This window comes from Paenibacillus rubinfantis (assembly GCF_001486505.1).
In the GTDB taxonomy this organism is placed as follows: domain Bacteria; phylum Bacillota; class Bacilli; order Paenibacillales; family Paenibacillaceae; genus Fontibacillus; species Fontibacillus rubinfantis.
This window is the reverse complement of sequence record NZ_LN909066.1, coordinates 1,159,725-1,183,733: the sequence shown is the minus strand read 5'-3', so window position 1 is coordinate 1,183,733 and position 24,009 is coordinate 1,159,725. Positions and strand designations below refer to the sequence as shown.

The following is a 24,009-nucleotide window of genomic DNA, read 5'->3' as shown; positions in this document are numbered from 1 at the left end:
CCTAAGAGGAGGCAAGCGATCACAATGGATTTGAAACCGGTCGCGCCGTTTGAACCGATTCGCAGCGATACGATCCCGCAAGGCGAAGAATGGGTGGCCCAGGTTAAATGGGACGGCGTGCGAATGCTGACGTACAGCGACGGCCGCGAGGTGAAGCTGATCAATCGCAAGGGAAATGACCGGACGCTGCAGTATCCGGAGTTTCAGGAAGTGGAGGGCTACTGCCGCGCGAACTCGGTGATCCTCGACGGGGAAATGATCGCCCTTTCAGGCGGCAAGCCGTCGTTCCACGAGATCATGCGCCGTGACAGTCTACGCCGAGAGCAGGAGATCCGCTTTGCGTCCGGGCGGATTCCGGCGATTTATATGATTTTTGATATTTTGTACCATGACGGCAAATGGGTGAACGGAGAGCCGTTAGCGAATCGCCAGCAATTGCTGCAGGAGCTGGTGATTCCCTCGGAACGGGTACAGCTTGTTCCCAATGTGGCAGATGGGGAGCTGCTGTTTGGATTGATGAAGGAGCGGGGCTGGGAAGGCATCGTTTCAAAACGCCTGGACAGTGTGTATGCGATCGGGGGCAAGGATGCGCGCTGGGTCAAGAAGAAGCTGGCTCGCGATCTATACGCCGTTATCGGCGGGTTGACGTATCGCGACGGCGGGGTCAACGCCATTTTGCTGGGCTTGTACGACCCGGAGGGACGGTTCATTTATATCGGCCATGCCGGCAGCGGCAAATGGAAGGTGTCCGACTGGCGCGACCTGACGGAGAACATCAAGCCGCTGATCGTGCCAAGCCGGCCGTTCGCCAACATCCCCGAACGCATCAAAGGGGCCGTCTGGATTCAGCCGGCCCTAACCGTGAAGGTGCAGTTTTTGGAGTGGACGCCCGGCGGAACCATGCGCCACCCGATCATCCAAGGGTGGGCCAATGTCCCGCCTGAGGCGTGCGATATGGGGCAAAGCATGTAAAGCGGGCAATGCCGCGGTCGAGAGTGCGAGCCCGAGGAGTGAGGGCAGGGGCCAGGGTGCCGGGCCGTGTACCGTGGACGCAGGACAACAGGCATTGGAAACAATAAACCGTAAAGCGTAAAGCGTAAAGCGTAAAGCGTAAAGCGTAAAGCGTAAAGCGTAAAGCGTAAAGCGTAAAGCGTAAAGCGTAAAACCAAAAACCAAAAACCAAAAACCAAAAACCAAAAACCAAAAACCAAAAACCAAAAACCAAAAACCAAAAACCAAAAACCAAAAACCAAAACCTTACACCGCACTGCGGCCGCCTGGACTTTGACCTCCAGGCAATTGAATCAGACACCGTACTCCTATAAACCGTATACCAGACAACGTATCCCTTACACCGCATGCCAGACAACGTATCCCTTACACCAACATGTGACCACCTAGACATCGACTACCGGCAATCGGACATCAGACACCGTAAACCAGACACCGTAAACCAGACATTGTAAACCAGACACCGTAAACCAGACATTGTAAACCAGACATTGTATCCCATCCCTTGCACCAACATGTGGCCGTCTAGACATCGACTACCGGCAATCGGACATCAGACACCGTAAACCAGACACTGTAAACCAGACATTGTATCCCTTGCACCAACATGTGGCCGTCTAGACATCGACTACCGGGCAATCGGACATCAGACACCATACCTCCGTACCCCCGACATCGACATCCGTACCCCCGTGCACCCGTTCATTAAATGGTGCTCTCTACTTCGCCTCCGGCTTGGCAGTGGTGCGGCGCTTCGGCTTGGGCTTCACCGCAACGGTTGGCGTGGTGGTTTCTTTATCCGCACCTGCCTTTCCGGCCTTGCCTGTGGCGGGAGCGGCTTCGGGCTCGGCCTTTGCCTTTTTGGCGGCCGGTTTACGCGTGCGTTTTGCCGGAGCAGCAGCGGCGGGACCCGGATCGGTCGCGACCGGCTTGACCGCCTCGATGCTCGCTTGCAGCGCCGCCATCAGGTCGATCACGTTGGTCTCCGGTTTGGCCGGGGCCAAACTGATTTCTTCACCGGCGACTTTTTGCTCGATCAGGTGCAGTAACCCCTCGCGGTAGTCGTCGGTGTATTTCTCCGGCTCAAACGGGGTGGACAACTGCTCGATCAGCATTTTCGCCATCGTCAGCTCCTTGTCGTTCACCTGAACGTTTTCAGGCAGGTTGGGCACTTGAGAAATCGGACGGATTTCGTCCGGATAAAAGATCGTTTCTATCGCTAAACACCCTTCCATCACCCGGATGGCGGCCAGACTGCTCTTGGAGCGGATGGCGATTTTGGCGATCCCGATCTTCCCCGATTGGCGCATCGCTTCCAGCAGGAGCTGGTACGCGTTCCCTCCAGCCTGATCCGGAGACAAATAATACGTCTTTTGAAAGTAAATCGGATCAATCTCCTCCAAATCCACGAAATCGATGATGTTAATCGTTTTTTCAGCGTGGGCGGACAGCTGTTCCAGTTCTTCTTTTTCAAAAAGCACGTATTTACCTTTCTCATATTCGTAGCCGCGTGAAATATCATCCCAGTTCACATCCACTTCACAGGCCGGACAACGCCGTACATAGGAAATCGGACTGCCGCAGACCTTATGGATGTACTTCATGGAGATGTCTTTGTCTTCGGTAGCCGAAAACATTTTGACCGGCACATGGACCAGCCCAAAGCTGATCGCTCCCTTCCAGACGGTATGCATGGTGTAAAACTCCTTCCTTCTCTTTCGGTTACGCTCTGTAGAGTCGCTTATTCGTAGTATGGTTATAAACGTGGTTTCTATTTACGCGTTACGCGCAAGTTGCTCGCTTTCGTCCGCTTTTGATCCTGCGTTCCGCGGTTGCGGGGGGTGCGGCGGACCGATATAATGAGGACAGTGCCTAGCAAGTCAGTACCTAGCAGGTGCCCGCGGAGATAGCTGGCGCAGCTGCAAACGAGCAACAGAGACGAGTCGATGCAGGGATATGGAATAGTAACAGACAGCTAGGGAGCGCAATAAGGTATTGGAGATCAAGGATGAGACGTTGAAGGGGCGCGAGTAACCTAACGGACATCAGGGACGTTATTTATCAGTTGACGTGGGGGTCCGGCCGCTAACGGACTGGAGAGACCTTATTTGCCTGGATTAGGGTGTTTTTTTCGCCGAAAGGGCGAAATAACGTCTCCTGAGTCCGTTAGCGCGGGAAATGTCCGGGAAATGAGCCAATAAGGGCTTCTGAGTCCGTTAGAAGGGCTAGACGATGAAGGGACTCTCTTGGTCCGTTAGAAGGGCTAGACGATGAAGGGACTCTCTTGGTCCGTTAGAAGGACCAGCCGGTGAAGGCCGACGCGGATCGGTAACGGATAGCAAGGACTGACCGATGATGGAACACGGATCGTAACGAACAACAAAGAACAATGCATTGAGGTAACACGGGCTGTAACTGTCACGAAAGACAGGGACCAGACGACGAAGTGACGCGGACCGTAACCGTAACGGACACCAGAGACGTTATTGGTTTGCAGGCGTGAGGTTCCGGCGGCTAACGGACTGGAGAGACCTTATTTGCCTCAATTGCGGTGTTTTTTTCGCCTAAAAGGCGAAATAACGTCTCCTGAGTCTGTTAGCGCGGGAAATGTACGGGAAATGAGCCAATAAGGGCTTCTGAGTCCGTTAGAAGGGAATTGGGCGGTCTAAACGGGTGGTACGCGGATGATATGCGAGTGAATGCGGATGAACGCAGATAAATGCGGATGAACGCAGATAAATGCAGATAAATGCGGATAAATGCAGATAAATGCGGATAAATGCGGATAAATGCGGATGATATGCGCGGGATGTGTTGGAACCGTGATAAAGGTGGTAAGCTAGAGTGAGTATGGAGAATGGCAAGGACAAGCTCTCGGCCCAGTGGGTATACGAAGTCGAGGACCTCAATGGAACGGAACAGCTGGCGGCCGCATTGGCGGGACGGGTACAGCCGGGAACGGTGATCGCCCTGGACGGAGATCTTGGAGCGGGCAAAACGGCGTTTTCCCAGCTGTTTGCGAAGCACCTCGGCGTGAAGGATACGGTGAACAGTCCAACCTTTACCTTGATCAAGGAGTATGAAGGCAGGCTGCCTTTTTATCATATGGACGTCTATCGGCTCTCGCTGGATGAGGCCGATGAGCTGGGGCTGGACGAGTATTTCTACGGGAATGGCGTCACCTTGGTGGAGTGGGCCAGCTTGATTGAGGAGCTGCTTCCGGAAAGCGTGCTGCGCATCTACGTCGAGACGTTGTCGGCGACGGGGCGGCGCATGTATATCAATGGACAGGGTGAACCCTACGAAACATGGGTGAAGGTCCTGAAAGAGAATGGAGTATCCTGAACATGAACGAATATGAAGAACAACAGCAGCCACAGCGGCTGCTGGCGTTGGACACCGCCACTTCTTCGCTGGCGGTGGCGGTCACCGAGGGCGGCCGCGTGCTGGCCGAACGAAATATCCATGCCGAACGAAACCATTCGGCATATTTGGTGACGGCGATCGGAGATTGCCTGAAGGCGGCGGGGCTCGCCAAGCAGGATTTGGACGGGATCGCCGTCGGGATCGGGCCAGGCTCCTACACCGGGATCCGGATTGCCGTCACGACCGCCAAAACCTTGGCGTGGTCGTTACGGCTGCCGGTCTACGGCGTCTCGAGCCTGGCCGCTTTGGCGCTGGGCGGCTGGGCCAGCGGGCCTATTCGGCGCTGTTCGCTGCACCAGCGCCGGGCGGGTTGCCGGAGCGTCTGGAACCCGACGCGATCCGGCTGATGGACGGGTGGGCCGACGAGCTGAAGCGGCAGCTGGAGCAGCTGCCCGCACAGGAACGGCCGGCCCGCCTTTGGTTCGTGGGCGAGACCGAGAAGCACGAAGCGGCGATCGCGCCGCTGATCGCCGCCTTCGGCGAGCGGGTCCAGCTCGTGCCCTACGAGCTGGAGGGCGCATGGATGGGCCTCGCCGGCGTGGCCCGCACCGGGCAACCGGCGGACGACGTTCATGCGCTGGAGCCGAACTATACGCAGCTGGCGGAGGCCGAAGCCAAACGGCTGCGGAACGCGTAAGTGGAGGGGGCGGCGAAGCTGGAACAAGACATCAAATTTCGCAACATGACGCTGGCGGATCTCCCGGACGTCATGGTGATCGAACATGAATCGTTTACGCTCCCGTGGAGCGAGGAAGCGTTTCGTAACGAGTTAACACATAATCATTTTGCACGGTATCAAATCATGGAATATCATGGCGAACCCATCGCATATGCCGGGATGTGGACGATCCTCGACGAAGCCCACGTCACGAACATTGCTGTTCGCACCGCGTATCGGGGCCGTCATCTCGGAGAGAAGCTGCTGCGCCGAATGATGGAATGGGCGGCGGAGCTTGGGATGGTCCGGATGACGCTGGAGGTGCGGGTGTCCAATACGGTCGCTCGCGCGCTTTATGAGAAAATGGGCTTCGCCCCGGCGGGCGTGCGAAAAGGGTATTATTCCGATAATCATGAAGATGCAATCATAATGTGGTGCGAGCTGCCAAGATCGCAGTCGGAAACCGGGGAAGGAAGCGAAAGCTTGTGGTAAAGCAAGAGCAGGATGTGTATATTTTGGCGGTGGAAACGAGCTGCGACGAAACCTCGGCCGCCGTGGTGAAGAACGGGACAGAGGTGTTGTCCAACCTGATCGCCAGCCAGATTGAAACGCACCGGGCGTTTGGCGGCGTCGTGCCGGAAGTCGCTTCGCGCAAGCATGTCGAGAGCATTACGCGGATGCTGGAGGAAGCGGTGCAGGAGGCGGGGGTATCGCCGGAATCGCTGTCCGCGATCGCTGTGACGGAGGGGCCCGGATTGGTTGGCGCGCTGCTCGTTGGGATTATGGCTGCCAAAAGCCTCGCCTTTGCGCTGGACAAGCCGCTGATCGGCGTTCATCATATCGCCGGTCATATCTACGCTAACCGTTTGGAGGCCGAGCTGTTGTACCCGTCTATGGCGCTGGTCGTCTCGGGGGGGCATACGGAGCTGGTGCTGATGGAGCGGGAGGGGAGCTTTCGCCTGCTTGGCCGGACGCGCGACGATGCCGTTGGCGAAGCTTATGACAAGGTAGCCCGGGCGCTGGGCTTCCCTTACCCCGGCGGTCCCTTCGTGGACAAGCTGGCAGCGGAAGCGGAGGAAGCGGAAGAGCTGCCGCGGGCTTGGCTGGAGCCCGACTCTTACGACTTCAGCTTAAGCGGACTCAAATCGGCCGTACTCAACGCGGTGAACCAGCATAAGATGCGCGGTGAGGATGGCTATCAGCCGGCGATTGCCCGGGGGTTTCAAGAGTCAGTCATCGAGGTGCTGGTGGAAAAAGCAGTCCGCGCCGTGAAGGCCACCGACTCTCGCCAACTGCTTCTCTGCGGTGGCGTCGCCGCCAACCGGGGGTTGCGCGCGGCGTTGAGCGAACGCTGTGAACGCGAAGGGATCGCACTGCTGATCCCGCCGTTGAAATACTGCACCGATAACGCCGCGATGATCGGCGCAGCCGCCTATTTGAAATGGAAGAGCGGCGAGTTCTCCAATCTTGAGCTGAAAGCCGAGCCTTCCCTATCTTTGGAAGGTTGGTCCGTCGGCCAGGGATCATAACCCCATAGGGCCCATCGCCCAAAACAAAAAGACCGGACAGCTTGTCCGGCCTTTTTGATTTGTTCGAATCACCACGTTTTATAAACCGCATCGTTTTCCTGCTTCTCATTATTTTTGGCAGGAGGAGGCGTTTCGGAAGGGGCGGCTGCGGCTGCAGTTTCTTTTAATGCCGCACTGTCAGGCTTGTCCGCTCCGCCCATTTTGCTGGTGCCCTCGAAAATACTGCCCTCTTCAATGGAGAGAGAGGAAGCGACCATGTTCCCATACAGCTTGCCTTTGGAAGTGATCGACAGCTTGTTTTTGGCCTGCACGTTCCCGTTGACGGTGCCGGCGATAATGATGTTGCGGGCCAGAATGTTGGAATGGACCACACCTTTTTCCCCGACCGTCACATCACCTTCGCATTCGATATCGCCGGTAATTTGCCCTTCGATACGCACGCCGGCGTCCGAGCGGATTTTTCCTTCAAAAATACTGCCTTCCCCGATCAAAGTATCCGTCGTATTCGGGTCCAGCTTCACGGTTTTTGCATTATTCCTTAATTTCATGAATTTACTCTTCCTCTCCTGGTTTTCTAAGGTAATTGACCGGGTCGACCGTACTGCCGTTCTTCACGACCTCAATATGGAGATGAGGTCCGGTGCTGCGGCCGGTGGAGCCAAGCTCTGCGATGGTATCGCCTTGCTTAACGCTGTCGCCAACCTTCGTTAAAATTTTGCTCAAATGCATATAGTTTGTTTTTAATCCCGAGGGATGGGAAATCGTGATATAGTTGCCTCGCGCGCTGGTGTATCCGGTATCGACAACCTTGCCGTTCGCTGCGGCATAGACGGGATCGCCAACGCTCCCTCCGATGTCCATGCCGGCATGTTTGGTCAGCCGCCCGGTAAAAGGGTCCTCCCGTTCGCCGAAATCAGAGGTGATTCGGGTGGAATCCGTGGGCCAAAAGGTAGGCAAAATGGCCATCAGCGCTTTGTACTCCTGGATTGAAACTTTGGTTTGCTCCAGCCGCTGCTGCAATTCGGGCATTTCCTGCAGCGAGGTGGTGATGCTCTCCTTCGTCTCTTTGACCAATTGCGCTACATCCTGTTCGGTGAGTGGGATCGATTCTCCGCCAACCCCACCTTCATCCGAAGCGAGGGAATCCATCGCTGCATTCTTGTCCACGGCTGCGGTTGTGTCCTTGGTTTTACTTGATCCGCCGTCCGTAATCGATTTCAGCTCCGCCTCGAGCTGCTCCAGCTCACTCATTTTGGCCTCGATGGTTTTGGACTTCTTCGACAGCTCCATCAGCTCGTTGAGCAGCCGGTCGATTTCCTGCTCCTTGTTGACGACGGTGTTCCTGAACTGGTCGGAGGAATTGGACAGCTGCGCTTCCAGCGTTCCGATCCGGTTCGTATGGGTACGGTTGAGGGCATACAAAACCAACACGGAGCTGAGCAGCACCGCCGCGGTGACCAGGATGGCCAGCAAATAGGAAAAGCGGAATTTAAAGCGAAACACGGGGCTGGTGCCTTCCGGCACGATCAGCAGTGTATAACGCCGGTTGACGTTTTTTTTGAATCTGAGCTTCATGACTTCCTCCTGATCATCTTGAGTTGAACATGCCATTATGTAGGACCAAGGTCATTCCTTGCAACTTGCCAATACAACTATTTCGGCAAATTGTGGCAAATCCCTTTTTCATTTAAAAAAATTTTGTAACTATTTTCACTCCTTAAGCAGGAATTTGTCGAAGGGAAGCGAAATGAGAAATAATTGGAAAAGTGTCTTCTTTCCTAATGTAAGGAGGTTATTATGATCAGAATTGCCGGAATCGACGTTGGCAACGACAGCGTTAAGGTAGTAGTTGACGGTTCACAACGACCGATCATTATTCCGAGTATCGTTTCTCCCGGATATGATAGACATGTGCTGCAGGAAGAGGACTCTCCGCTGAAAGCACTGGATGTTCGGGTCTATAGCCCTAAATTAAAAAGAAATAACCAGCGGTATTTCGTAGGTTTGCTGGCCATGGAGGATCAGGACAACTCTGAGCTGGAAGAGACGGACAATAAAGCGACCAGCGATCAGTCCCTGGTGGTGGCGCTGACGGCGCTGGCTTACGCGGCCCTTTCCGGTCAATCCTACACAACCTCGGGAACCGGGGTTGAAGAGGTTGAATACATCATTGGGACCGGGCTGCCGGTTCGAACTTATGTGGCCTTCCACCAAGCGTTTGAGGACCGACTGACCGGCGAGCACGAGGTGACGTTCCTGTCCACTCCCGAGCTGGGCGGGCGCACGGTTCGCCTCAACATCCGCCGTACGATCGTGTCGGTGGAAGGCGCGGCAGCCCTGTTCCATTTGGCGACAAACGATACGTTGCAGGTCCGGAATGAAGAGCTGCATAACGGCTGCATCGGCATTTGCGAGATCGGGGCCTTGACCACGGATTTTCCGGTGGTGAAGCGGATGAATATCGATAACCAGTTCAGTACGGGGGAGCAATTCGGACTTGCAACCTACCTGGATTCGATCATCCGCGATGTTGAGGATCAGTTCGGATACCGCTTCCCAAGCCGGACGAAGCTGATTGGTCGCATCCGTAACCGGGAGTTTGTCATCCAACGTGTGGGGGAAGGACAAGCGGACATTCGGCCGATCGTTGATATGTATTTCAGCCGTGCAGCGCAGAAGCTGGTGGATTTGATTCGCAAGCGGTGGAAGAAATATCCGGATATCGAATGTTTCTATGTGCTTGGCGGTGGCGCTGCGGCACTGAAATCGTACCTGATTGATGCGGCCGGCTCGATGCGTTTGCGGTTTGAAGAGAATAGCGAGATTCTGAACGTGCAGGGTTACCTGAAATTGGCCAAGAACAAAGCGGGCCAACAATCGAACCCGGCGTAAGATCCAAGTCATTGTTCCGGTGGTGCATGTACCGCCGGATTTTTTTATGTGAAAAATCGAATACATTTCGACGTTTCCGGCGATGCTGGCGGATTATATATGAAATTTCATATAGATTTGACCCTCAGGGGGCCAAAAGAGGAAAATCTATATGAAAAATCGAATACATTTCGGATTTCTGCGCTTCAGCACCGTTTTTTATGCGAATAATCGAATACAATGGGGCAGAGTAAGGGGAATATTCTTTAAATTTGAAGGTTCAGGTATAATAAGGAAAAAGAAAGGAGGCTCGGGGCCGTGAGCTACAAAAATACGTTTATCCGCATATCGACCGATAGCCCCGTTGACCGCGGGATCATCCCCGTATCAACGAGACCAGCGAAACCAGCTCACCTGATTCAATACGAGCTGCTCTCCCAAGCGCCGTATCAGTACAATCATGAAGAACTGCTGTTCGAGGTGCATATCCGCCATAAGCAGATTCCGGAGGAGGCCGTGCAGGAACGCCGGCAGGAGATCTGGGAAGAGCTGTTCAGCAAACCGCACCCTTGCCTGCGGGCTTCGACGCTTCCCAAGAAGTATGGGTGGGGTGTACATTATGACGAACAGGGGAAAATCGCGATCTACGGCGCGGACTCGCCGGAATATCAACGCTTTGCCGCTTCCACTGACCTTCAGCAACTATACGCGATGAGGACTAGTCGGAAATAGAAGCGGTTTGGTTCAAATGCATGGAACTAAGGAGGGAGAGACATGGGGAAAATGTTCGACTCGATGCTGCCGGAGCATGAGGCTTTTATTCGCCGGCAGCATCTGTTCTTTGTAGGCTCGGCACCACTTAGCGCGGAGGGCCACGTAAATCTGTCGCCGAAAGGTTATGACGCGCTGCGGATTCTTTCGTCGAATGAGGTCGCTTACCTGGATTTGACGGGCAGCGGCAATGAAACGGCGGCACATCTTGAGGAAAATGGCCGCATCACGATCATGTTCGCCGCCTTTGAAGGCCAGCCGCTAATCTTGCGCCTGTACGGGAAAGGCCGGGTGATTCTGCCGGGGGCGGATGATTGGGATCGGCTCGAGGCGTTGTTTCCCAAGCTTACCGGGGCGCGTCAAATCATTCTGGTGTCCGTATACGGCGTCCAGACCTCCTGTGGGTTTGGCGTTCCGCTGTTCAGCTATGACGGGGATCGCGAGACCCTGATCAAATGGGCGGAAAATAAGGGCGACACCGGGCTGGAGGATTATCGCCGTCAGAAGAATGCCGTAAGCCTGGACGGCTTGCCGTCTTCTTTTGCAGAGGAGAGAAAGTAGGAGAGATCAAAAATGGTAGAGGACATCCAAGGGGAATTATACACGGTGGAGACGCTGCGAGCGGATTTGAGGGCTCTAGGCGTGAGAGAAGGAGCTACGCTGCTCGTCCACTCCTCGTTTAAATCGTTGGGCCAGTGGGTTTGCGGGGGGCCTGGGGCGGTGGTGCTGGCTTTGGAAGCGGCCCTGGGGGAGGAAGGAACCTTGGTCATGCCCACTCATTCAAGCGATGTGGGGGATCCGGCCCGGTGGCAAAACCCGCCGGTTCCCAAAGAATGGTGGGACACGATCCGGGAGCAAATGCCGGCCTACGACCCCGAACTGACGTCGCTCTGGTACATGGGAGTCATTCCGGACACGTTCCGGCGGCAGAAAGGGACCTTGCGCAGCGGGCATCCGCAGGTTTCGTTTGCGGCCAGAGGCCGGGAGGCCGAGACAATTATAGGGGACCACGGCTTGGAATTCGGGTTGGGCGAGCGTTCTCCGCTGGCGCGTATTTACGAGCTGCGCGGGGAAGTGCTGCTGCTGGGCGTAGGTCATGTAAACAACACGTCGATGCATTTGGCAGAGTGCCTGGCGAACTATTCGGGGAAAGAGTTTTACACCGCAAAGGCACCGGTGCTAGTGGACGGGGAAAAACGCTGGGTGGAGTTTACCGAGCTCGAATACGATTCGGAGGATTTTGAACAGCTGGGCGCCGACTTTGCGCGGGACACCGGATTGGTGAAGCAGGGACAAGTTGCCGGGGCCACCGCATTGCTGATGCCCCAACGGGAATTGGTGGATTATGCGGTGGGTTGGTTGGAGCGCCACCGTGGTGCTGCGCTCGGTTGAGGGCTCAAAGGGGGTACAATCAGCGAGCTAGGGATGTGGAGTTGGCACAAACTGCGGTGGCGTATGCGGAGTTTATCAAGTCCCCCAGGCGAGTTCTCATCCATTGATTCGAAAATAAAGGGACCGTCTCCCAGAGCTTTGAAACTCTGCGAGACGGTCCCGATCTTATGATTCATGGGATGAATCGTCATCCGGGCCGGATTCGACCTCGAGGTCCCAGCCCAGCATTCCGCCGAGGAAATTGTGGACTTTCTCAAAGCCCTGCGCTTGCAGATAGCGGGCGACTTCGTAGCTTCGCGAGCCGCTTCGGCACACGAAGACGTATTCTTGCGACGGGTCCAGCTCTTCGAGCCGATAAGGGATCTCGCCCATGGGGATCAACGGGACTCCGGGAATATGGGCAGATTCGTATTCAAACGGCTCACGGACGTCGATGACGGCGGTTTCGCTGGCAGGATCCTGAAGTAAGGCGTGGAGCTCCTCCTTATCGATATGGGAGATGCCTCCGATCATTTGGGGCATAATGTCATTCCTCTTTTCCAATGAGTATGATGGACTTCTTCTTGCGCTTATCCTTGGGCCTCGGCCGGTTCGTCAAAAATGCCCATGCTCAGGTATCGCTCTCCGGTATCCGGCGCAATACATAACACCCGTTTGCCGGGGCCTAACCGCCGAGCCAATTGGATCGCCGCCCAGACCGAGGCGCCGGACGACGGGCCAAGCAACAGGCCTTCTAGAGCGGCCAAGCGGCGCATCGTTTCCAGTGCATCGTCGTCGCTCACCTGGACGATTTCGTCGTAGACGGCGGTATTCAGCACCGGAGGGATAAAGCCGGGGCTTGTGCCCACCAGCTTGTGCGGCCCCGGCTCTCCGCCGGAGAGCACCGGGGAGCCCTGAGGCTCAACGACGGTGATGTGAAGGTTTGGGATGACGCCTCGCAGGTATTCGCCGGTACCGGTAATCGTACCCCCGGTGCCTGCGGTGGCGACAAACCCGTCAAGCCGTCCTTCCATTTGCCGCTCGATTTCCGGCCCGGTCGTAAGCCGGTGAACTTCCGGGTTTGCCGGGTTCTGGAACTGCTGCGGCATAAAGCTGCCGGGAATTTCGGCCAGCAGCTCCCGGGCTTTAGCAATGGCGCCGGGCATGCGCAGCGCTGCCGGTGTCAACACAACCTCGGCGCCGTAAGCGCGCAGCAGGAGGATTCGCTCCTTCGTCATGTTGTCGGGGAGAACCAGAATGATCCGATATCCTTTGGCGGCAGCGTTCATAGCCAGTCCGATCCCCGTATTCCCGCTGGTTGGTTCGATGATTGTGGCTCCCGGAGCGAGTTGGCCCTCCCGTTCAGCCGTCTCGATCATATGTGCGGCGGCTCGGTCCTTGACGCTGCCGCTGGGGTTAGCAAACTCCAATTTGACGTATACATCCGCATCCTGCGGGGAGATCAGCCGGTTTAATTTGACGACCGGGGTTTCGCCAATCAGGTCGGTAACGCGGTGGACCACTTTACGAGTCATGCGGCTTGGCCCCTCTTTCTAAAATTTAAAGTTTTTTTCTATTCTACTCGGGATCCTCCTCATCTTTCAAGCTGCACCTTCCATTCGACATTTCTCGTGTTTCCAACCCGGGCTTCCTATGATAAAGTAACAGTAACAACGAAGATGAGCCGAAAATAGGACTTGTCTTCTTTTTTTTGTTTAATAGGTGAATTGGATCACAAGTGGGATATCGAAAAAGGGGAGGGATTGAATATATGGCCAAAGCCCAAGAACGGTCAGCCGCTTGTCTGGTTTTAATCGGCTTGCAGGGGCTGCTGGGAATCGGTGCGGTGTTTGGCGGGGGAGCGCTGGTGCTGGATCCGTCGGGCAGCTTGTTGGGGATGCCGACGGATATCATGCAGTTTCGGCTGTTCCCGGATTATTTCATCCCGGGGTTGATTTTGCTGCTCGTTTTTGGCGTGCTGCCGCTCCTGGTTACGACCGCACTGGCACGGAAATGGGACTGGAGGTGGGGGGAGAAGCTGAATCCTTTTCAGGATCGGCATTGGTCTTGGGCCTTTTCCTTGTATATCGGCTTTGGCTTAATCATCTGGCTTACGGTCCAAATTTACATTCTGGACGGTTCATCGGTCGTGCATTTGGTTTATACCGCCTGGGGGTTGGCGATCCAAGCCCTCACCCTGCTGCCTTCCGTTTCTGATCATTACCGAAAGTCGACGGGCGTTTAAATTTAGGGGGAGAAACGATGTATAACAGACAGAACAGACAGAAGCCGAACAACCTAATATGGCTGTCCGGCGGATTACGGCTGCTTCTAGGCGTTCTCTGTGCCGGGTTGCTGATAAGTGTTTTAAGCGGCTGCAGCATGGCCAGCGAGCGGCAGAAGCAGCTTTACGACAACGAAGCGGAGCTGGCCCAGGAAGGTGACACCTTTACTTATGTGAAACGGGCCAGCGCGATAAACAATGCGGTAACTACGATTTCTTTTTCTACTTTTTATGGGATGGAAACGATTTGGTATATCCACGCCTCGGCTGAAGGTAAAGTGACCTTCCTTCATCAACAGGAGATCGACAGCGGCCGCTTTAAGATGGTGGCCATCGCTCCGGATAGTCAAGTGACCACACTGGCTGAGGGAAGTAGCGAAGGCCAAATGGAATTGAAGGTTAATCCAGGGACGTATCGTATCAAGTTTGTAGGTAACGATGCCAAGGGACGGGTGAAGACGGAAATTCAGGCAGATGCGGGGATCCGCATCACGACTGGCAACGATGAGTAGAGAAGATTACCAGGTGGATAACGCCGTCCGTTTCCAGGTGTCTTCGGCCACGCAGACGTAAATGTAGTTGTCATCCCAGGCGATGTCGCCGGGATTTCCGGGGGCCTTGGAGGATGCCGGCGTGCGGGACTCGCGGATACGGATTCCGTCCCCATTGATGTCCAGTGCGCTTTGCGGATCCTCCGTTCCGATGCCGACTTGGCCGTTATCGCGTTTGACGGTCAAGGCGCTGTCGATCGGCTCGCCTTCATCCGAGTAACGGATCAGGTTAAAATTCGCCCCGGCGTCATCGCCCTTTGGCTCCGCGCTGTTGGCACGCAGACTCCAGAGCGGGGTCGTAGCGTTATCCTTGCCGGTTTTGGCGAACTGTACGTCGCGGTTTCCTTCGCCGGCGACACGCAGAATGCCATCCATGACATTGAAGTTGGACGAATGGGTGCGAATTTCCGCAACATCGGTATCGTAAGGGATCTCCAAGCGGGTAAACAGCTGATCTTTATACTCTCCGGTTGGCGACATCGTTGTTTCGATGGAAATATGCTTATGATCATGTTGTTCCGGATTGTTTGCTTTATCATGCGAGATAATCGCCGTTTTGTCCTTGCCTTGCTCATCGGCCCAAGCGATCGCCGGCTTGGCGCGGTCGCCTGTCCATTGCAGACGGATCAGATCGGATAAATGCCCTTCCTTTTCGATCCATTGTTTATCGGTGGACAGGTGGATCCGTTCATTCTCCGGAAGAGCTAGCCCCCCGCCCGGCAGCTTGGATTCCGTAAAAGGGGAAGCCGTGGATGAAGCGTCTTTAGATGAGCCGAGCATTTGGCATCCTCCCACGAAGATGAGGCTGACGCCTAGCGCGGCGATTGAAGCGATTTTGACAAATTTCATTCCATTCTCTCCTTTTCGGTGAGTTTTTGACGGCTTTGGAGTTTTTTCGGCCGCAGCACTATAGAGATCATATAGATATTAAAAAGGGCAGGGCAATAGGCATTTCGGATGGTTTAAGCAGGCAGGCGGCGGGCGGAAGCGCGAGATGGAAAGAAATTGGGAAAGAAGCATCAGACGAGCTTGAGGAGGGATCCGCGATGAGCGAAGCACCAAATTTTGAAGAGTTTAAGAGGTATGTGATCCTACTGTCCTTAAATCCAGGCCGGCAATTGGAGAGGGATCTAATCCGCGAGCACGTTGCCCACTTAAGGGAACTGGACCGGAACGGGCAGCTTGTCATGTGCGGGCCGTTCCTCGATTACAAAGGCGGAATGGTGATCATCCAAGCGGCTAGCTTGGAGGAGGCGCGCGAGATCGCGGAGCGCGATCCGTTCGTGAAATCGGGAGCGGAGAACTATGAGCTTCGGACCTGGGCGATTTCCTGCGAAGAGAACCAGCATTTGGGTGCAGGTTGAGGAGTTAGACCTAAGACTAAGGTTTTGTCAAGCTGTGGACAAGGTTATCCACAGCTTGTTGGCTATCTTCATGAAAAAGGAATGAAAGCTTGCGTACCAGTCCCTTGAGTGAGACTTGAAAAAATCGATGCCCTGTTTTCTGAAAACTGTGGATAATGTGAATAAGTTGGTGGATAAAACGAGGTTTTGACAAAAAACGACGATATCCTCGCAAAAAAACGGCCCAGCGGGCCGTTTTGAGGTTGAATCTATTCTGCATAATGGGGATAAAACTGTGTATAACCCAACCGGAAAAGAGTTGGAAACTTAAAAAAATATTTTGTGAATTTTATCCCTCTGCCAGGGACTCCCATTCCTCATAGGCGGTGGATAACTGTTCTTTCCGGCGGTCGATCCCGTCCTGTCGCTCCTGAACCGCGGTATAGTCTTGATAGACCTCAGGGAGGGTCAGTTCGGCTTCTAACTGGGCGATTTCGTCTTCAAGCCCGGAGATCAATTCCTCCAGTTGCTCCAACCGGCGTTGGCGGTTTCGCTCTTCGCGTTTCGCCTGTTTGTCGGCTTCATAGGAAGCAGCGCCGGATTTGGCCGATGAGGCCTCCGTTTCGGACGGCTTGTTGGCGGTGTTGGCGGCGGATGCCTTGACCACTCCGGCGTTCAGCTGCTCGGCGGCGAGTTCGGCAAGCTCCTGTTTTTTCGCCAAGTAATCGTCATAATTACCCAGGAAATGATCCGCACCGTGGGGATGCAGTTCCACGATCCGCTCCGCCATCTTGTTCAAGAAGTAACGGTCATGGGAAATGAACAGCAGCGTTCCGTCGTATTCAATCAATGCGGATTCCAGCACTTCCTTGCTGAACAAGTCCAAATGGTTAGTTGGTTCGTCCAGGATCAGGACGTTGGCTTTCTGCAGCATCAGCTTAGCTAAAGCGACCCGGGCCTTCTCTCCGCCGCTTAACGCTGCGACCTTCTTGAGCACATCCTCGCCGCTGAACAGGAAATTGCCCAGCACGCTGCGGATTCGAGCTTCTTCAATATGAGGATAAGCGCCCCAAACTTCTTCGAGCACTGTGTTGGCCGGGTTTAAATGCGTTTGTTCCTGGTCGTAGTAGCCCACCTTCACTTTGGCTCCCCAGGTAATCGTTCCATCCGATGGCCGCAAATCGCCGGTCAGCATTTTCAGCAGGGTGGATTTGCCGATCCCGTTCGGCCCGATCAGGGCGACCGTTTCGCCGCGGTATAAATCGAAATTCACGTTTTGGAACAACGGTTTCGGTTTATCTGCAAACTGATAGGAAAGGCCGTTTACGTGCAGGACTTCTTTACCGGTCATGACCTCGGCCTCGAAAGAGAAGCTAGCCCGTTTCAGGTCGCCGAGCGGCCGATCCAATACGTCCATCTTCTCCAGCGCCTTACGCCGGCTTTGCGCCCGTTTTGTTGTGGAGGCCCGAACGATGTTCTTCTGAATAAAAGCCTCCATTCGGGCGATTTCATCCTGCTGTTTCTCGTATTGCTTCAACTGGCTTTCGTATTCCGCCGCTTTCAGCTCGATGAACCGACTGTAGTTGCCCGTATAGCGGCGCGATTGATGGCGTTCGATCTCCACGATCGCCGTGACGAGCCGGTCCAGGAAGTAGCGGTCATGGGACACGACCAGCAGGGCTCCGGAGTAGTTGCGCAAATAGTCCTCGAGCCAGGTCAAGGTTTCGATATCAAGATGGTTTGTAGGTTCGTCCAGCATCAACAGGTCCGGGGCCTGCAGCAAAATGCGGGCAAGCGCAAGCCGGGTTTTCTGCCCGCCGCTTAAGGTTGCAATGGGGGTATCCGGCGCAAAATCACCAAATCCCATCCCGTGCAGCACCATGCGGATGCGGGTCTCCATTTCATAACCGCCGTGGTCCTTGAACCAGTCGGATTTCAGCGCATAACGGTCGAGCAGCTCTTGGTGCGCCTTCTCGTCCCGAGCCAGCTCCGGATCGGCGATCTGCTCTTCCATCCGGCGCAACTCGCGTTCCGTTTCGATCAGCGGCGCAAATACAGCGAGCATCTCTTCCCAGATGGTGCGGTCCGATTGCAGACCGCTGTTTTGCGCCAGGTAGCCGAGGGTCGTCTCCTTGGCTTTGAAAATTTGCCCTCCGTCATGGGAGAGCTCGCCGGCCAAAATTTGCAGAAACGTCGATTTGCCCGCGCCGTTGACGCCCACGAGCCCGATCCGGTCCCGCTCGAGCACCTGCAGGTTAATCCCCTCCAGCACAGGGGTCACGCCGTATAATTTCGTAATGTTCGAAGCTTGAAGCAGCATAACCGATTCGATCCTCCAAAAAAAAGATTTGCAGTCCGTGCATGATGAAAATAAGAGTTCGTTGAAACACGTACTTTCAGTGTACATGAAACCCAAGCGAAATGCATCGCTGAATGCTTGGAAGCGCGCTTTTGCAAACCTTGCGCTTTAGTTTTCATTTTTATATAACAATGATACACTAAGGAGGAGATCAGCCGGATTTCTTCCAAGCCGTGGAACGAGAACCGGCAAACGTGAGACGGGAGTGGAAGGGGAGAACGGCATGGAGCTAGCGGATGCCAAAAAGGAACTACGCGAGCAGATGTTGATGGTTCGTGCCCGCATACCGGAAGCTGCCCGTGCGGAGCAAACGCTGGCCGCCAGCCGATTAGCGGAACAGGACGTGCTAAGCCCCTTGCGGGCGCAGCGTGGCGGGAAGTTGAACGTGTTCTGTTACGTTTCTTTCCGGGATGAGCCGGATACTCGGCCCTTGCTTGCCAGCTGCTTGGCGCAAGGAGACCGGCTGCTGGCGCCGAAGATTGGAGCGCAGCGCAGTCTTACTTTGCATGAGCTGTCCGGAATGGCGGACCTTGCTCCCGGCACTTGGGGGATCCCGGAGCCGGCGGGGCATACGGCCGTCTGGCCCCCCGAGCGCTATCCCGAAATCGATGTGATTGTCGTACCGGGGCTGGCTTTTGACCTGAACGGGGGGCGTATTGGATTTGGGGCGGGGTATTACGATCGCCTGATCGACGAATTGGCCCGCCGCAGCGGCGGCATGAGCCGGGTCGTCCTTGGAGCCCTCGCCCTGGAGGAGCTGATCCTGCCGGAGGCGATTCCGATGGAGCCGCATGATTTTCGGATCGACGTGTTGTTTACGGCAAAAGGAACGATATATATGAAGGAAAGTAGTGATAAGCTTGGCAAATTCGGAATCGGGTCAAGGAATGACGCATTTTAATGAACAAGGCCGCGCCCGCATGGTGGATATTTCCGGGAAATCAGAGACCGTTCGCGTGGCCGTGGCGGAGACGAAAATCACCATGCTTCCGTCGACCCTTGAAGCGATCAAGGAAGGGCGGATTGGCAAAGGCGATGTGCTTGCCGTAGCCCAGGTCGCGGGGATTCAGGGGGCCAAGCGGACATCCGATTGGATTCCGATGTGCCACCCGCTTGCGCTGACCGGCGTCAACATTACGTTTGGCGATAACGGACGGGACGAGCTTTATATCGAAGCGACGGTGAAGACGGAAGGCAAAACCGGCGTGGAGATGGAGGCGCTCACTGCGGTGTCCGCCGCGGCGCTGACGGTATACGACATGTGCAAGGCGCTGCAAAAGGATATGGTCATCGGCCCGACGCAGCTGCGTTCGAAGTCGGGCGGCAAAAGCGGGGATTACGTGCGTTCGTAACATTTGCGGCGGCTACTCGATTTTGATATAGATAAAGAAGGCAGTTTGTAGTGAAATCAGCATGAATCGACATGATCCGGCATTACGTTGGACTCCAAAGGGAGTTCCTATATGGATGAGGAGGGTGACTTCATGGTTTGGAAAACAGCGATCCTTACCGCCAGCGACAAAGGAGCCAGGGGAGAACGTGAAGATACGAGTGCCCAAGTAATCCGCGAGCTGGTGGAGGAGGAATTGGGCGGCGAAATCGTGGAATACCGCATTGTCCCCGATGAACCGGATGAAATTATCGCCGCATTGATTGAAATGACCGATTATTTTCACGCCGATTTGGTGCTGACTACAGGGGGAACGGAGCTGGCGATTCGAGATGTAACGCCGGAAGCAACCCGGCGGGTGATCGAACGCGAGGTGCCGGGGATGGCGGAGGCGATGCGGTACCGGTTGATGCAGAAGAATCCTGCGGCGATGCTGTTTCGGGGAATCGTCGGTATTCGCGGACGGACGCTGATCGTGAATTTGCCGGGAACGCCAAAAGGCGTGCACGAGAACTTGGCAGCGATCATGGACCAGTTGCCGGAAGCGTTGCTTATGGTAACGGGGCAATTTCGTTTGTAACTCTCTTTTGGAGCGGGCCTTATCTCTCTAACTTCTTTCTTCTTTAGTTAAGTTATCGAACAAATAGACTGTAACTGTGATATTTGTTATGGTATGATGTGGGCGAGTGAATGTATCGGCCCTGATTGCCGTTGTCTATTTATTTGCCGTAACGAAAGGAGAATCAACCATGGGCGCAGGCGGATTTTTGTTGATCGTCATCGCGGCGTTGCTGCTGTTTGGTCCAAATAAATTACCTGATCTGGGGCGGGCGGTTGGACGCACGTTCCGTGAATTCAAAGAGGCTACCCGGGATATCGTGGATGATCAACCGGAAGCCAGAAGAACGGAAGCCGCACCGCAGCCGCAGGTAGAGGGCCCCAAACCGGACGATCGCCGACTTCCCGAATAACCGGAAGCGGCAACGTCAGTTGCATAGGCGAAACCTTGATCCCTTCCTTCGCGGAGGGATTTTGCTTGAGTTGGGACGGAAAGCCCGGCGGGGAAAGGAGAACCTGAGATGTCGGAGAAAGACAATGCGCAAAGTCTCGTGGATCATTTGACGGAGCTGCGGCGGAGACTGGTGGCCGTGTGCGCCGTGTTTGTCATCGTGCTGGTGGCGGCCTTTTTCGTGGTTGATCCGATCTACCACTATTTGACGACAAATGCGATTTCGGGCGTGACGCTCGAATTAAACGCTTTTTCGTTCTGGGATGGCGTGGGCGTATATATGCAGATCGCCATGCTGGTGGCGCTCGGGATTACGCTGCCGTTTACTTTATACCAGGTGTGGGCGTTTGTCAGCCCCGGGCTGAAGCCGCAGGAACGCCGAGCCACCGCGAGGTATATCCCTTATGTGTTCGTCTTTTTCGTGGCGGGCCTGGCCTTTGGTTATTACGTGGTGTTCCCGCTGGCGATGACGTTTACCGGCTCGCTCAACAAGGAGCTGGGACTTGTCGAGACTTACGGAATGGCCGACTATTTCAAGTTTCTGACCAATATCGTGCTGCCAATTTCGTTATTGTTCGAGCTGCCGCTGGTTATTTTGTTCCTGACGCAGCTGCGGATCTTAACGCCGCTTCGGCTGAAGAAGATGCGCCGGGTCGCGTATTTCGCGCTGGTGGTCATCTCGGTGATGATTACGCCGGCGGACTTCTTCTCCGCTTTCCTGGTGCTGGTCCCGCTCGTCCTGCTCTATGAGCTGAGCGTGCTCCTATCCAAGCGGGTGTATGCGAAGCAGCAGGCGGCGGATGCGGTGCGGGCGGAAATGTATAAATGAGGGAACGCGCCTTGGCGATAGCGGGGCGCGTTTTTCTTTTGCCCGCTGGGGGCAGGGGCGTTAGGCCTGGGCCTGGTGGTTGGCTTCTGGCGGGGGATGGGGCGCGGGGGCGGTGCGTGGTGCGGTGGGAGGGGGAATCGCCGGTCAGCCGCGGTTGTCCGCCCTTTGCCTGGATTGGAACGAAGGGAAGAGGGGGGCAAAGGGCTCCCAAAGGCGGACGTAAACTCTGTCCGGCGATATCCCCCTCTTTCTGCGGCAACACGCCCCGGTAGTAAAGCCCCGAGGCCCATGGGCCATGCTCAGCCGCTGGCGTAGAAGAAGGGCGCGTGGCCCGCTTCCGCCTAAGGCGCGTTTGGGGTGGAGAGGAGGCTGGGGCAGGGCCTGGGGGTTGGCGGCTGTCAGCCTGTCAGCCTTCCCCGATCCGCCACCCGTAAAATGTTGTATTTCCTACAACATTTCGAGCCCGCCACCGGCTGAACAGCGCGAAATGTTGCATTTTGTACAACAAAAATAGCTCGAATGGCCTGATTCTCCGGAAAATGTTGCAGTAAATGCAACATTTCCGCCCTAAGCCGGCCAAACCGCGCAAAAATGTTGTACAAAATGCAAGATTTGCCCGATCGGGTCGTGGTCGGCCAGCGGGAGGACCGCGGTGGGAGGGTGGGCGGCCGCACCTTCGATCCGCCTTACCCGAAAAATGTTGTATTTCCTACAACATTTCGAGCCCGCCACCGGCTGAACAGCGCGAAATGTTGCATTTTGTACAACAAAAATAGCTCGAATGGCCCGGTTCCCCGGAAAATGTTGCAGTAAATGCAACATTTCCGCCCTAAGCCGGCCAAACCGCGCAAAAATGTTGTACAAAATGCAAGATTTGCCCGACCAGGTCGTGGTCGGCCAGCGGGAGGACCGCGGTGGGAGGGTGGGCGGCCGCCCCTTCGATCCGCCTCCCGAAAAATGTTGTATTTCCTACAACATTTCGAGCCCGCCACCGGCTGAACAGCGCGAAATGTTGCATTTTGTACAACAAAAATAGCTCGAATGGCCCGGTTCCCCGGAAAATGTTGCAGTAAATGCAACATTTCCGCCCTAAGCCGGCCAAACCGCGCAAAAATGTTGTACTAAATGCAAGATTTGCCCGATCGGGTCGTGGTCGGCCAGCGGGAGGACCGCGGTGGGAGGGTGGGCGGCCGCACCTTCGATCCGCCCACCGGTAAAATGTTGTATTTCCTACAACATTTTGAGCCCGCCACCAGCCGAACAGCGCGAAATGTTGCATTTTGTACAACAAAAATAGCTCGAATGGCCCGGTTCCCCGGAAATGTTGCAGTAAATGCAACATTTCCGCCCTAAGCCGGCCAAACCGCGCAAAAATGTTGTACAAAATGCAAGATTTGCCCGACCAGGTCGTGGTCGGCCAGCGGGAGGACCGCGGTGGGAGGGTGGGGTGCCGCCCCTTCGATCCGCCCACAAGTGTGCATACGTGCGATGTGCGGATGTAGCGAGTAGGGGCAATCGACTAATAAATATGTTTAGTTTGGTGGGGAATGTGATGTGTGGAGCTAGTACGGGGAACTGGTGCTGGCGGTGAGTATAGTGAAGATGCGTGTGATTGTGTGCTAAGGTGCGTGCTAAAGTGCTTGCTAAGGTGCGTGGGTGGTGAGTAATGTTTCGTTTATAGTGATTATACTAATTCGGCTAATTAGCTCACGGGTACTTGCGGCTTGTTAATCCGCTTGCACTGACTACTAGCTAGTTCGCTTGAACTTGCGGCTTGTTAGCCCGTTTGTACTTGGCGTAATACTCGGTGCTGACTTTTCTCTTCTCGGTGGCTAGTTCGCCTGACTAGGTTGTTATACGGCGATTCCCCTCTGGTGCGTGGCCTCTCCCGCTGGCCGACCACGACCCGGTCGGGCAAATCTTGCATCCCTATACTCACTCACCTTACTCACCACTACTTTTCTTACGCACTACACTCTTCACTTTCGCCATTCTTGCATGGCCGCCATCCTAGCTTGCACACGCACTCGTCCCCCGCCACCCTCGCACACACGCTCCCTACCTCGCTACACTCGCACACCCCCATCCCTCGTCCCAATCCGCCGGAATATTTATCCAAGCGCAAGGATACAATGGGAAGGGCGCAGGTGAGGCCCTATGAAACAAAGAAAAAAATTTGTACAAAGGAACTTGAAATCTACTCGCAACTTGAGTAATATAAAAGTGGTTGTTAGCACTTGAAGAGCTCGAGTGCTAATACATATGACAAACATCTACCCATAACACCACATATTTAAAGGAGGCTGTTTTTTCATGATCAAACCTTTAGGTGAACGCGTTCTCGTGCAACCGATCGAGCAAGAGGAGACAACGGCATTTGGTATCGTGCTTCCCGACACGGCCAAAGAAAAACCGCAGGAAGGTAAAGTTATCGCCGTTGGTAGCGGAACTTTGAAAGATGGCGTCCGCGTTCCGTTGGAAGTGAAAGAAGGCGACCGCGTTCTTTTCTCCAAATATGCAGGCACCGAAGTGAAATATGAAGGCAAAGAATATTTGATTATGAAAGAAAGCGATATCCACGCGATCATCGGCTAAGCCGCCGAAGGG

26 protein-coding genes are annotated in these 24,009 nt (G+C 55.0%); 19 read left to right on the top strand and 7 right to left on the bottom strand.

Annotation, left to right across the window (positions count from 1 at the left end; genetic code table 11):
• Window positions 1-24 precede the first annotated feature (24 nt).
• Entirely contained in the window at window positions 25-972 is a 948-nt protein-coding gene (locus tag BN3277_RS23035; RefSeq protein ID WP_059046704.1) for an ATP-dependent DNA ligase, read from the top strand.
• Between the two features lie 758 nt (window positions 973-1,730).
• On the opposite strand, the gene ku is transcribed toward BN3277_RS23035, so the two are convergent.
• Complete coding sequence (gene ku / locus BN3277_RS23030; RefSeq protein ID WP_059046703.1) at window positions 1,731-2,705, bottom strand: non-homologous end joining protein Ku; 975 nt, start codon at window positions 2,703-2,705, stop codon at window positions 1,731-1,733.
• 1,156 nt (window positions 2,706-3,861) lie between these two features.
• Between ku and tsaE the strand changes: the two genes are divergently transcribed.
• Genes tsaE through tsaD form a run of 5 tightly spaced genes read left to right on the top strand, consistent with a single transcriptional unit; the run spans window position 3,862 to window position 6,624 of the window.
• On the top strand, window positions 3,862-4,356 hold the full coding sequence (gene tsaE, locus BN3277_RS23025; protein WP_082691577.1) for a tRNA (adenosine(37)-N6)-threonylcarbamoyltransferase complex ATPase subunit type 1 TsaE: 495 nt from the start codon (window positions 3,862-3,864) through the stop codon (window positions 4,354-4,356).
• 2 nt (window positions 4,357-4,358) lie between these two features.
• Window positions 4,359-4,784: a tRNA (adenosine(37)-N6)-threonylcarbamoyltransferase complex dimerization subunit type 1 TsaB gene (gene tsaB, locus BN3277_RS26455; protein WP_407944592.1), complete on the top strand. Its 426-nt coding sequence runs from the start codon at window positions 4,359-4,361 to the stop codon at window positions 4,782-4,784.
• The gene (locus tag BN3277_RS26450) at window positions 4,748-5,074 is read left to right on the top strand and encodes a hypothetical protein (RefSeq protein ID WP_407944591.1); all 327 of its coding nucleotides are present in this window, start codon (window positions 4,748-4,750) and stop codon (window positions 5,072-5,074) included. The genes tsaB and BN3277_RS26450 overlap by 37 nt, the downstream gene beginning before the upstream one ends.
• Before the next feature lie 45 nt (window positions 5,075-5,119).
• Entirely contained in the window at window positions 5,120-5,587 is a 468-nt protein-coding gene (rimI, locus tag BN3277_RS23015) for a ribosomal protein S18-alanine N-acetyltransferase (protein ID WP_059047440.1), read from the top strand.
• Entirely contained in the window at window positions 5,581-6,624 is a 1,044-nt protein-coding gene (tsaD, locus tag BN3277_RS23010) for a tRNA (adenosine(37)-N6)-threonylcarbamoyltransferase complex transferase subunit TsaD (protein WP_059046701.1), read from the top strand. Before rimI ends, tsaD begins: the two co-directional genes overlap by 7 nt.
• 68 nt (window positions 6,625-6,692) lie before the next feature.
• Here the strand turns inward: tsaD and BN3277_RS23005 are convergent, their stop codons facing one another.
• Window positions 6,693-7,172 (bottom strand): bactofilin family protein, encoded by a 480-nt coding sequence (locus BN3277_RS23005; protein WP_059046698.1) that lies wholly within the window; start codon window positions 7,170-7,172, stop codon window positions 6,693-6,695.
• Window positions 7,173-7,176: 4 nt separating this feature from the next.
• A complete protein-coding gene (locus tag BN3277_RS23000) occupies window positions 7,177-8,199 on the bottom strand; it encodes a peptidoglycan DD-metalloendopeptidase family protein (RefSeq protein WP_059046696.1) in 1,023 nt (340 codons plus the stop codon).
• A 222-nt stretch (window positions 8,200-8,421) separates the two neighbouring features.
• Here BN3277_RS23000 and BN3277_RS22995 point away from each other — a divergent pair, with 222 nt between their 5' ends.
• From BN3277_RS22995 to BN3277_RS22980, 4 genes are all read left to right on the top strand, one after another.
• Window positions 8,422-9,516, top strand: a complete 1,095-nt coding sequence (locus tag BN3277_RS22995; RefSeq protein ID WP_059046694.1) for a ParM/StbA family protein — start codon at window positions 8,422-8,424, stop codon at window positions 9,514-9,516.
• A 297-nt stretch (window positions 9,517-9,813) separates the two neighbouring features.
• On the top strand, window positions 9,814-10,227 hold the full coding sequence (locus BN3277_RS22990) for a DUF6157 family protein (protein WP_059046691.1): 414 nt from the start codon (window positions 9,814-9,816) through the stop codon (window positions 10,225-10,227).
• A gap of 42 nt (window positions 10,228-10,269) precedes the next feature.
• The gene (locus BN3277_RS22985) at window positions 10,270-10,827 is read left to right on the top strand and encodes a pyridoxamine 5'-phosphate oxidase family protein (protein WP_059046689.1); all 558 of its coding nucleotides are present in this window, start codon (window positions 10,270-10,272) and stop codon (window positions 10,825-10,827) included.
• A 12-nt stretch (window positions 10,828-10,839) separates the two neighbouring features.
• The gene (locus BN3277_RS22980) at window positions 10,840-11,658 is read left to right on the top strand and encodes an AAC(3) family N-acetyltransferase (protein WP_059046687.1); all 819 of its coding nucleotides are present in this window, start codon (window positions 10,840-10,842) and stop codon (window positions 11,656-11,658) included.
• Window positions 11,659-11,823: 165 nt separating this feature from the next.
• Here BN3277_RS22980 and BN3277_RS22975 read toward each other — a convergent pair whose 3' ends face one another.
• Window positions 11,824-12,180, bottom strand: coding sequence for a rhodanese-like domain-containing protein (locus BN3277_RS22975; protein WP_059046685.1), 357 nt, complete (start codon window positions 12,178-12,180; stop codon window positions 11,824-11,826).
• A 47-nt stretch (window positions 12,181-12,227) separates the two neighbouring features.
• Entirely contained in the window at window positions 12,228-13,172 is a 945-nt protein-coding gene (cysK, locus tag BN3277_RS22970; protein ID WP_059046683.1) for a cysteine synthase A, read from the bottom strand.
• A gap of 236 nt (window positions 13,173-13,408) precedes the next feature.
• Between cysK and BN3277_RS22965 the strand changes: the two genes are divergently transcribed.
• Window positions 13,409-13,882 (top strand): hypothetical protein, encoded by a 474-nt coding sequence (locus BN3277_RS22965; protein WP_059046681.1) that lies wholly within the window; start codon window positions 13,409-13,411, stop codon window positions 13,880-13,882.
• A 17-nt stretch (window positions 13,883-13,899) separates the two neighbouring features.
• Entirely contained in the window at window positions 13,900-14,433 is a 534-nt protein-coding gene (locus BN3277_RS22960; protein ID WP_059046679.1) for a hypothetical protein, read from the top strand.
• A gap of 6 nt (window positions 14,434-14,439) precedes the next feature.
• Here the strand turns inward: BN3277_RS22960 and BN3277_RS22955 are convergent, their stop codons facing one another.
• Window positions 14,440-15,321, bottom strand: coding sequence for a hypothetical protein (locus BN3277_RS22955; protein WP_059046677.1), 882 nt, complete (start codon window positions 15,319-15,321; stop codon window positions 14,440-14,442).
• 197 nt (window positions 15,322-15,518) lie between these two features.
• Here BN3277_RS22955 and BN3277_RS22950 point away from each other — a divergent pair, with 197 nt between their 5' ends.
• Window positions 15,519-15,836, top strand: coding sequence for a YciI family protein (locus BN3277_RS22950; RefSeq protein ID WP_082691574.1), 318 nt, complete (start codon window positions 15,519-15,521; stop codon window positions 15,834-15,836).
• A 328-nt stretch (window positions 15,837-16,164) separates the two neighbouring features.
• Here BN3277_RS22950 and BN3277_RS22945 read toward each other — a convergent pair whose 3' ends face one another.
• Complete coding sequence (locus BN3277_RS22945) at window positions 16,165-18,135, bottom strand: ABC-F family ATP-binding cassette domain-containing protein (protein ID WP_059046675.1); 1,971 nt, start codon at window positions 18,133-18,135, stop codon at window positions 16,165-16,167.
• Between the two features lie 262 nt (window positions 18,136-18,397).
• Between BN3277_RS22945 and BN3277_RS22940 the strand changes: the two genes are divergently transcribed.
• The 6 genes from BN3277_RS22940 (at window position 18,398) to groES (ending at window position 23,997) form a co-directional block, all read left to right on the top strand.
• Complete coding sequence (locus BN3277_RS22940) at window positions 18,398-19,075, top strand: 5-formyltetrahydrofolate cyclo-ligase (RefSeq protein ID WP_059046673.1); 678 nt, start codon at window positions 18,398-18,400, stop codon at window positions 19,073-19,075.
• Entirely contained in the window at window positions 19,062-19,526 is a 465-nt protein-coding gene (gene moaC / locus BN3277_RS22935) for a cyclic pyranopterin monophosphate synthase MoaC (protein ID WP_059046671.1), read from the top strand. The genes BN3277_RS22940 and moaC overlap by 14 nt, the downstream gene beginning before the upstream one ends.
• Before the next feature lie 132 nt (window positions 19,527-19,658).
• A complete protein-coding gene (locus tag BN3277_RS22930) occupies window positions 19,659-20,144 on the top strand; it encodes a MogA/MoaB family molybdenum cofactor biosynthesis protein (RefSeq protein ID WP_009226288.1) in 486 nt (161 codons plus the stop codon).
• 169 nt (window positions 20,145-20,313) lie between these two features.
• Complete coding sequence (locus BN3277_RS22925; protein ID WP_059046669.1) at window positions 20,314-20,535, top strand: twin-arginine translocase TatA/TatE family subunit; 222 nt, start codon at window positions 20,314-20,316, stop codon at window positions 20,533-20,535.
• Window positions 20,536-20,643: 108 nt separating this feature from the next.
• The gene (gene tatC / locus BN3277_RS22920) at window positions 20,644-21,402 is read left to right on the top strand and encodes a twin-arginine translocase subunit TatC (protein WP_059046667.1); all 759 of its coding nucleotides are present in this window, start codon (window positions 20,644-20,646) and stop codon (window positions 21,400-21,402) included.
• Between the two features lie 2,313 nt (window positions 21,403-23,715).
• Complete coding sequence (groES, locus tag BN3277_RS22915; protein WP_036625239.1) at window positions 23,716-23,997, top strand: co-chaperone GroES; 282 nt, start codon at window positions 23,716-23,718, stop codon at window positions 23,995-23,997.
• Window positions 23,998-24,009 lie beyond the last annotated feature (12 nt).

What these genes read in the sequence shown, in the direction of transcription:
- tsaE (WP_082691577.1), top strand. Translation starts at nt 3,862, where the DNA reads ATGGAGAATGGCAAGGACAAGCTCTCGGCCCAGTGGGTATACGAAGTC.
- BN3277_RS23000 (WP_059046696.1), bottom strand. Translation starts at nt 8,199, where the DNA reads ATGAAGCTCAGATTCAAAAAAAACGTCAACCGGCGTTATACACTGCTG.
- BN3277_RS22925 (WP_059046669.1), top strand. Translation starts at nt 20,314, where the DNA reads ATGGGCGCAGGCGGATTTTTGTTGATCGTCATCGCGGCGTTGCTGCTG.
- tsaB (WP_407944592.1), top strand. Translation starts at nt 4,359, where the DNA reads ATGAACGAATATGAAGAACAACAGCAGCCACAGCGGCTGCTGGCGTTG.
- BN3277_RS22950 (WP_082691574.1), top strand. Translation starts at nt 15,519, where the DNA reads ATGAGCGAAGCACCAAATTTTGAAGAGTTTAAGAGGTATGTGATCCTA.
- BN3277_RS22940 (WP_059046673.1), top strand. Translation starts at nt 18,398, where the DNA reads ATGGAGCTAGCGGATGCCAAAAAGGAACTACGCGAGCAGATGTTGATG.
- BN3277_RS22995 (WP_059046694.1), top strand. Translation starts at nt 8,422, where the DNA reads ATGATCAGAATTGCCGGAATCGACGTTGGCAACGACAGCGTTAAGGTA.
- BN3277_RS23005 (WP_059046698.1), bottom strand. Translation starts at nt 7,172, where the DNA reads ATGAAATTAAGGAATAATGCAAAAACCGTGAAGCTGGACCCGAATACG.
- tatC (WP_059046667.1), top strand. Translation starts at nt 20,644, where the DNA reads ATGTCGGAGAAAGACAATGCGCAAAGTCTCGTGGATCATTTGACGGAG.
- rimI (WP_059047440.1), top strand. Translation starts at nt 5,120, where the DNA reads ATGACGCTGGCGGATCTCCCGGACGTCATGGTGATCGAACATGAATCG.
- cysK (WP_059046683.1), bottom strand. Translation starts at nt 13,172, where the DNA reads ATGACTCGTAAAGTGGTCCACCGCGTTACCGACCTGATTGGCGAAACC.
- moaC (WP_059046671.1), top strand. Translation starts at nt 19,062, where the DNA reads ATGACGCATTTTAATGAACAAGGCCGCGCCCGCATGGTGGATATTTCC.
- groES (WP_036625239.1), top strand. Translation starts at nt 23,716, where the DNA reads ATGATCAAACCTTTAGGTGAACGCGTTCTCGTGCAACCGATCGAGCAA.
- BN3277_RS22960 (WP_059046679.1), top strand. Translation starts at nt 13,900, where the DNA reads ATGTATAACAGACAGAACAGACAGAAGCCGAACAACCTAATATGGCTG.
- BN3277_RS22975 (WP_059046685.1), bottom strand. Translation starts at nt 12,180, where the DNA reads ATGCCCCAAATGATCGGAGGCATCTCCCATATCGATAAGGAGGAGCTC.
- BN3277_RS22955 (WP_059046677.1), bottom strand. Translation starts at nt 15,321, where the DNA reads ATGAAATTTGTCAAAATCGCTTCAATCGCCGCGCTAGGCGTCAGCCTC.
- BN3277_RS22985 (WP_059046689.1), top strand. Translation starts at nt 10,270, where the DNA reads ATGGGGAAAATGTTCGACTCGATGCTGCCGGAGCATGAGGCTTTTATT.
- BN3277_RS22980 (WP_059046687.1), top strand. Translation starts at nt 10,840, where the DNA reads ATGGTAGAGGACATCCAAGGGGAATTATACACGGTGGAGACGCTGCGA.
- BN3277_RS23035 (WP_059046704.1), top strand. Translation starts at nt 25, where the DNA reads ATGGATTTGAAACCGGTCGCGCCGTTTGAACCGATTCGCAGCGATACG.
- BN3277_RS22945 (WP_059046675.1), bottom strand. Translation starts at nt 18,135, where the DNA reads ATGCTGCTTCAAGCTTCGAACATTACGAAATTATACGGCGTGACCCCT.
- ku (WP_059046703.1), bottom strand. Translation starts at nt 2,705, where the DNA reads ATGCATACCGTCTGGAAGGGAGCGATCAGCTTTGGGCTGGTCCATGTG.
- BN3277_RS22930 (WP_009226288.1), top strand. Translation starts at nt 19,659, where the DNA reads ATGGTTTGGAAAACAGCGATCCTTACCGCCAGCGACAAAGGAGCCAGG.
- BN3277_RS22965 (WP_059046681.1), top strand. Translation starts at nt 13,409, where the DNA reads ATGGCCAAAGCCCAAGAACGGTCAGCCGCTTGTCTGGTTTTAATCGGC.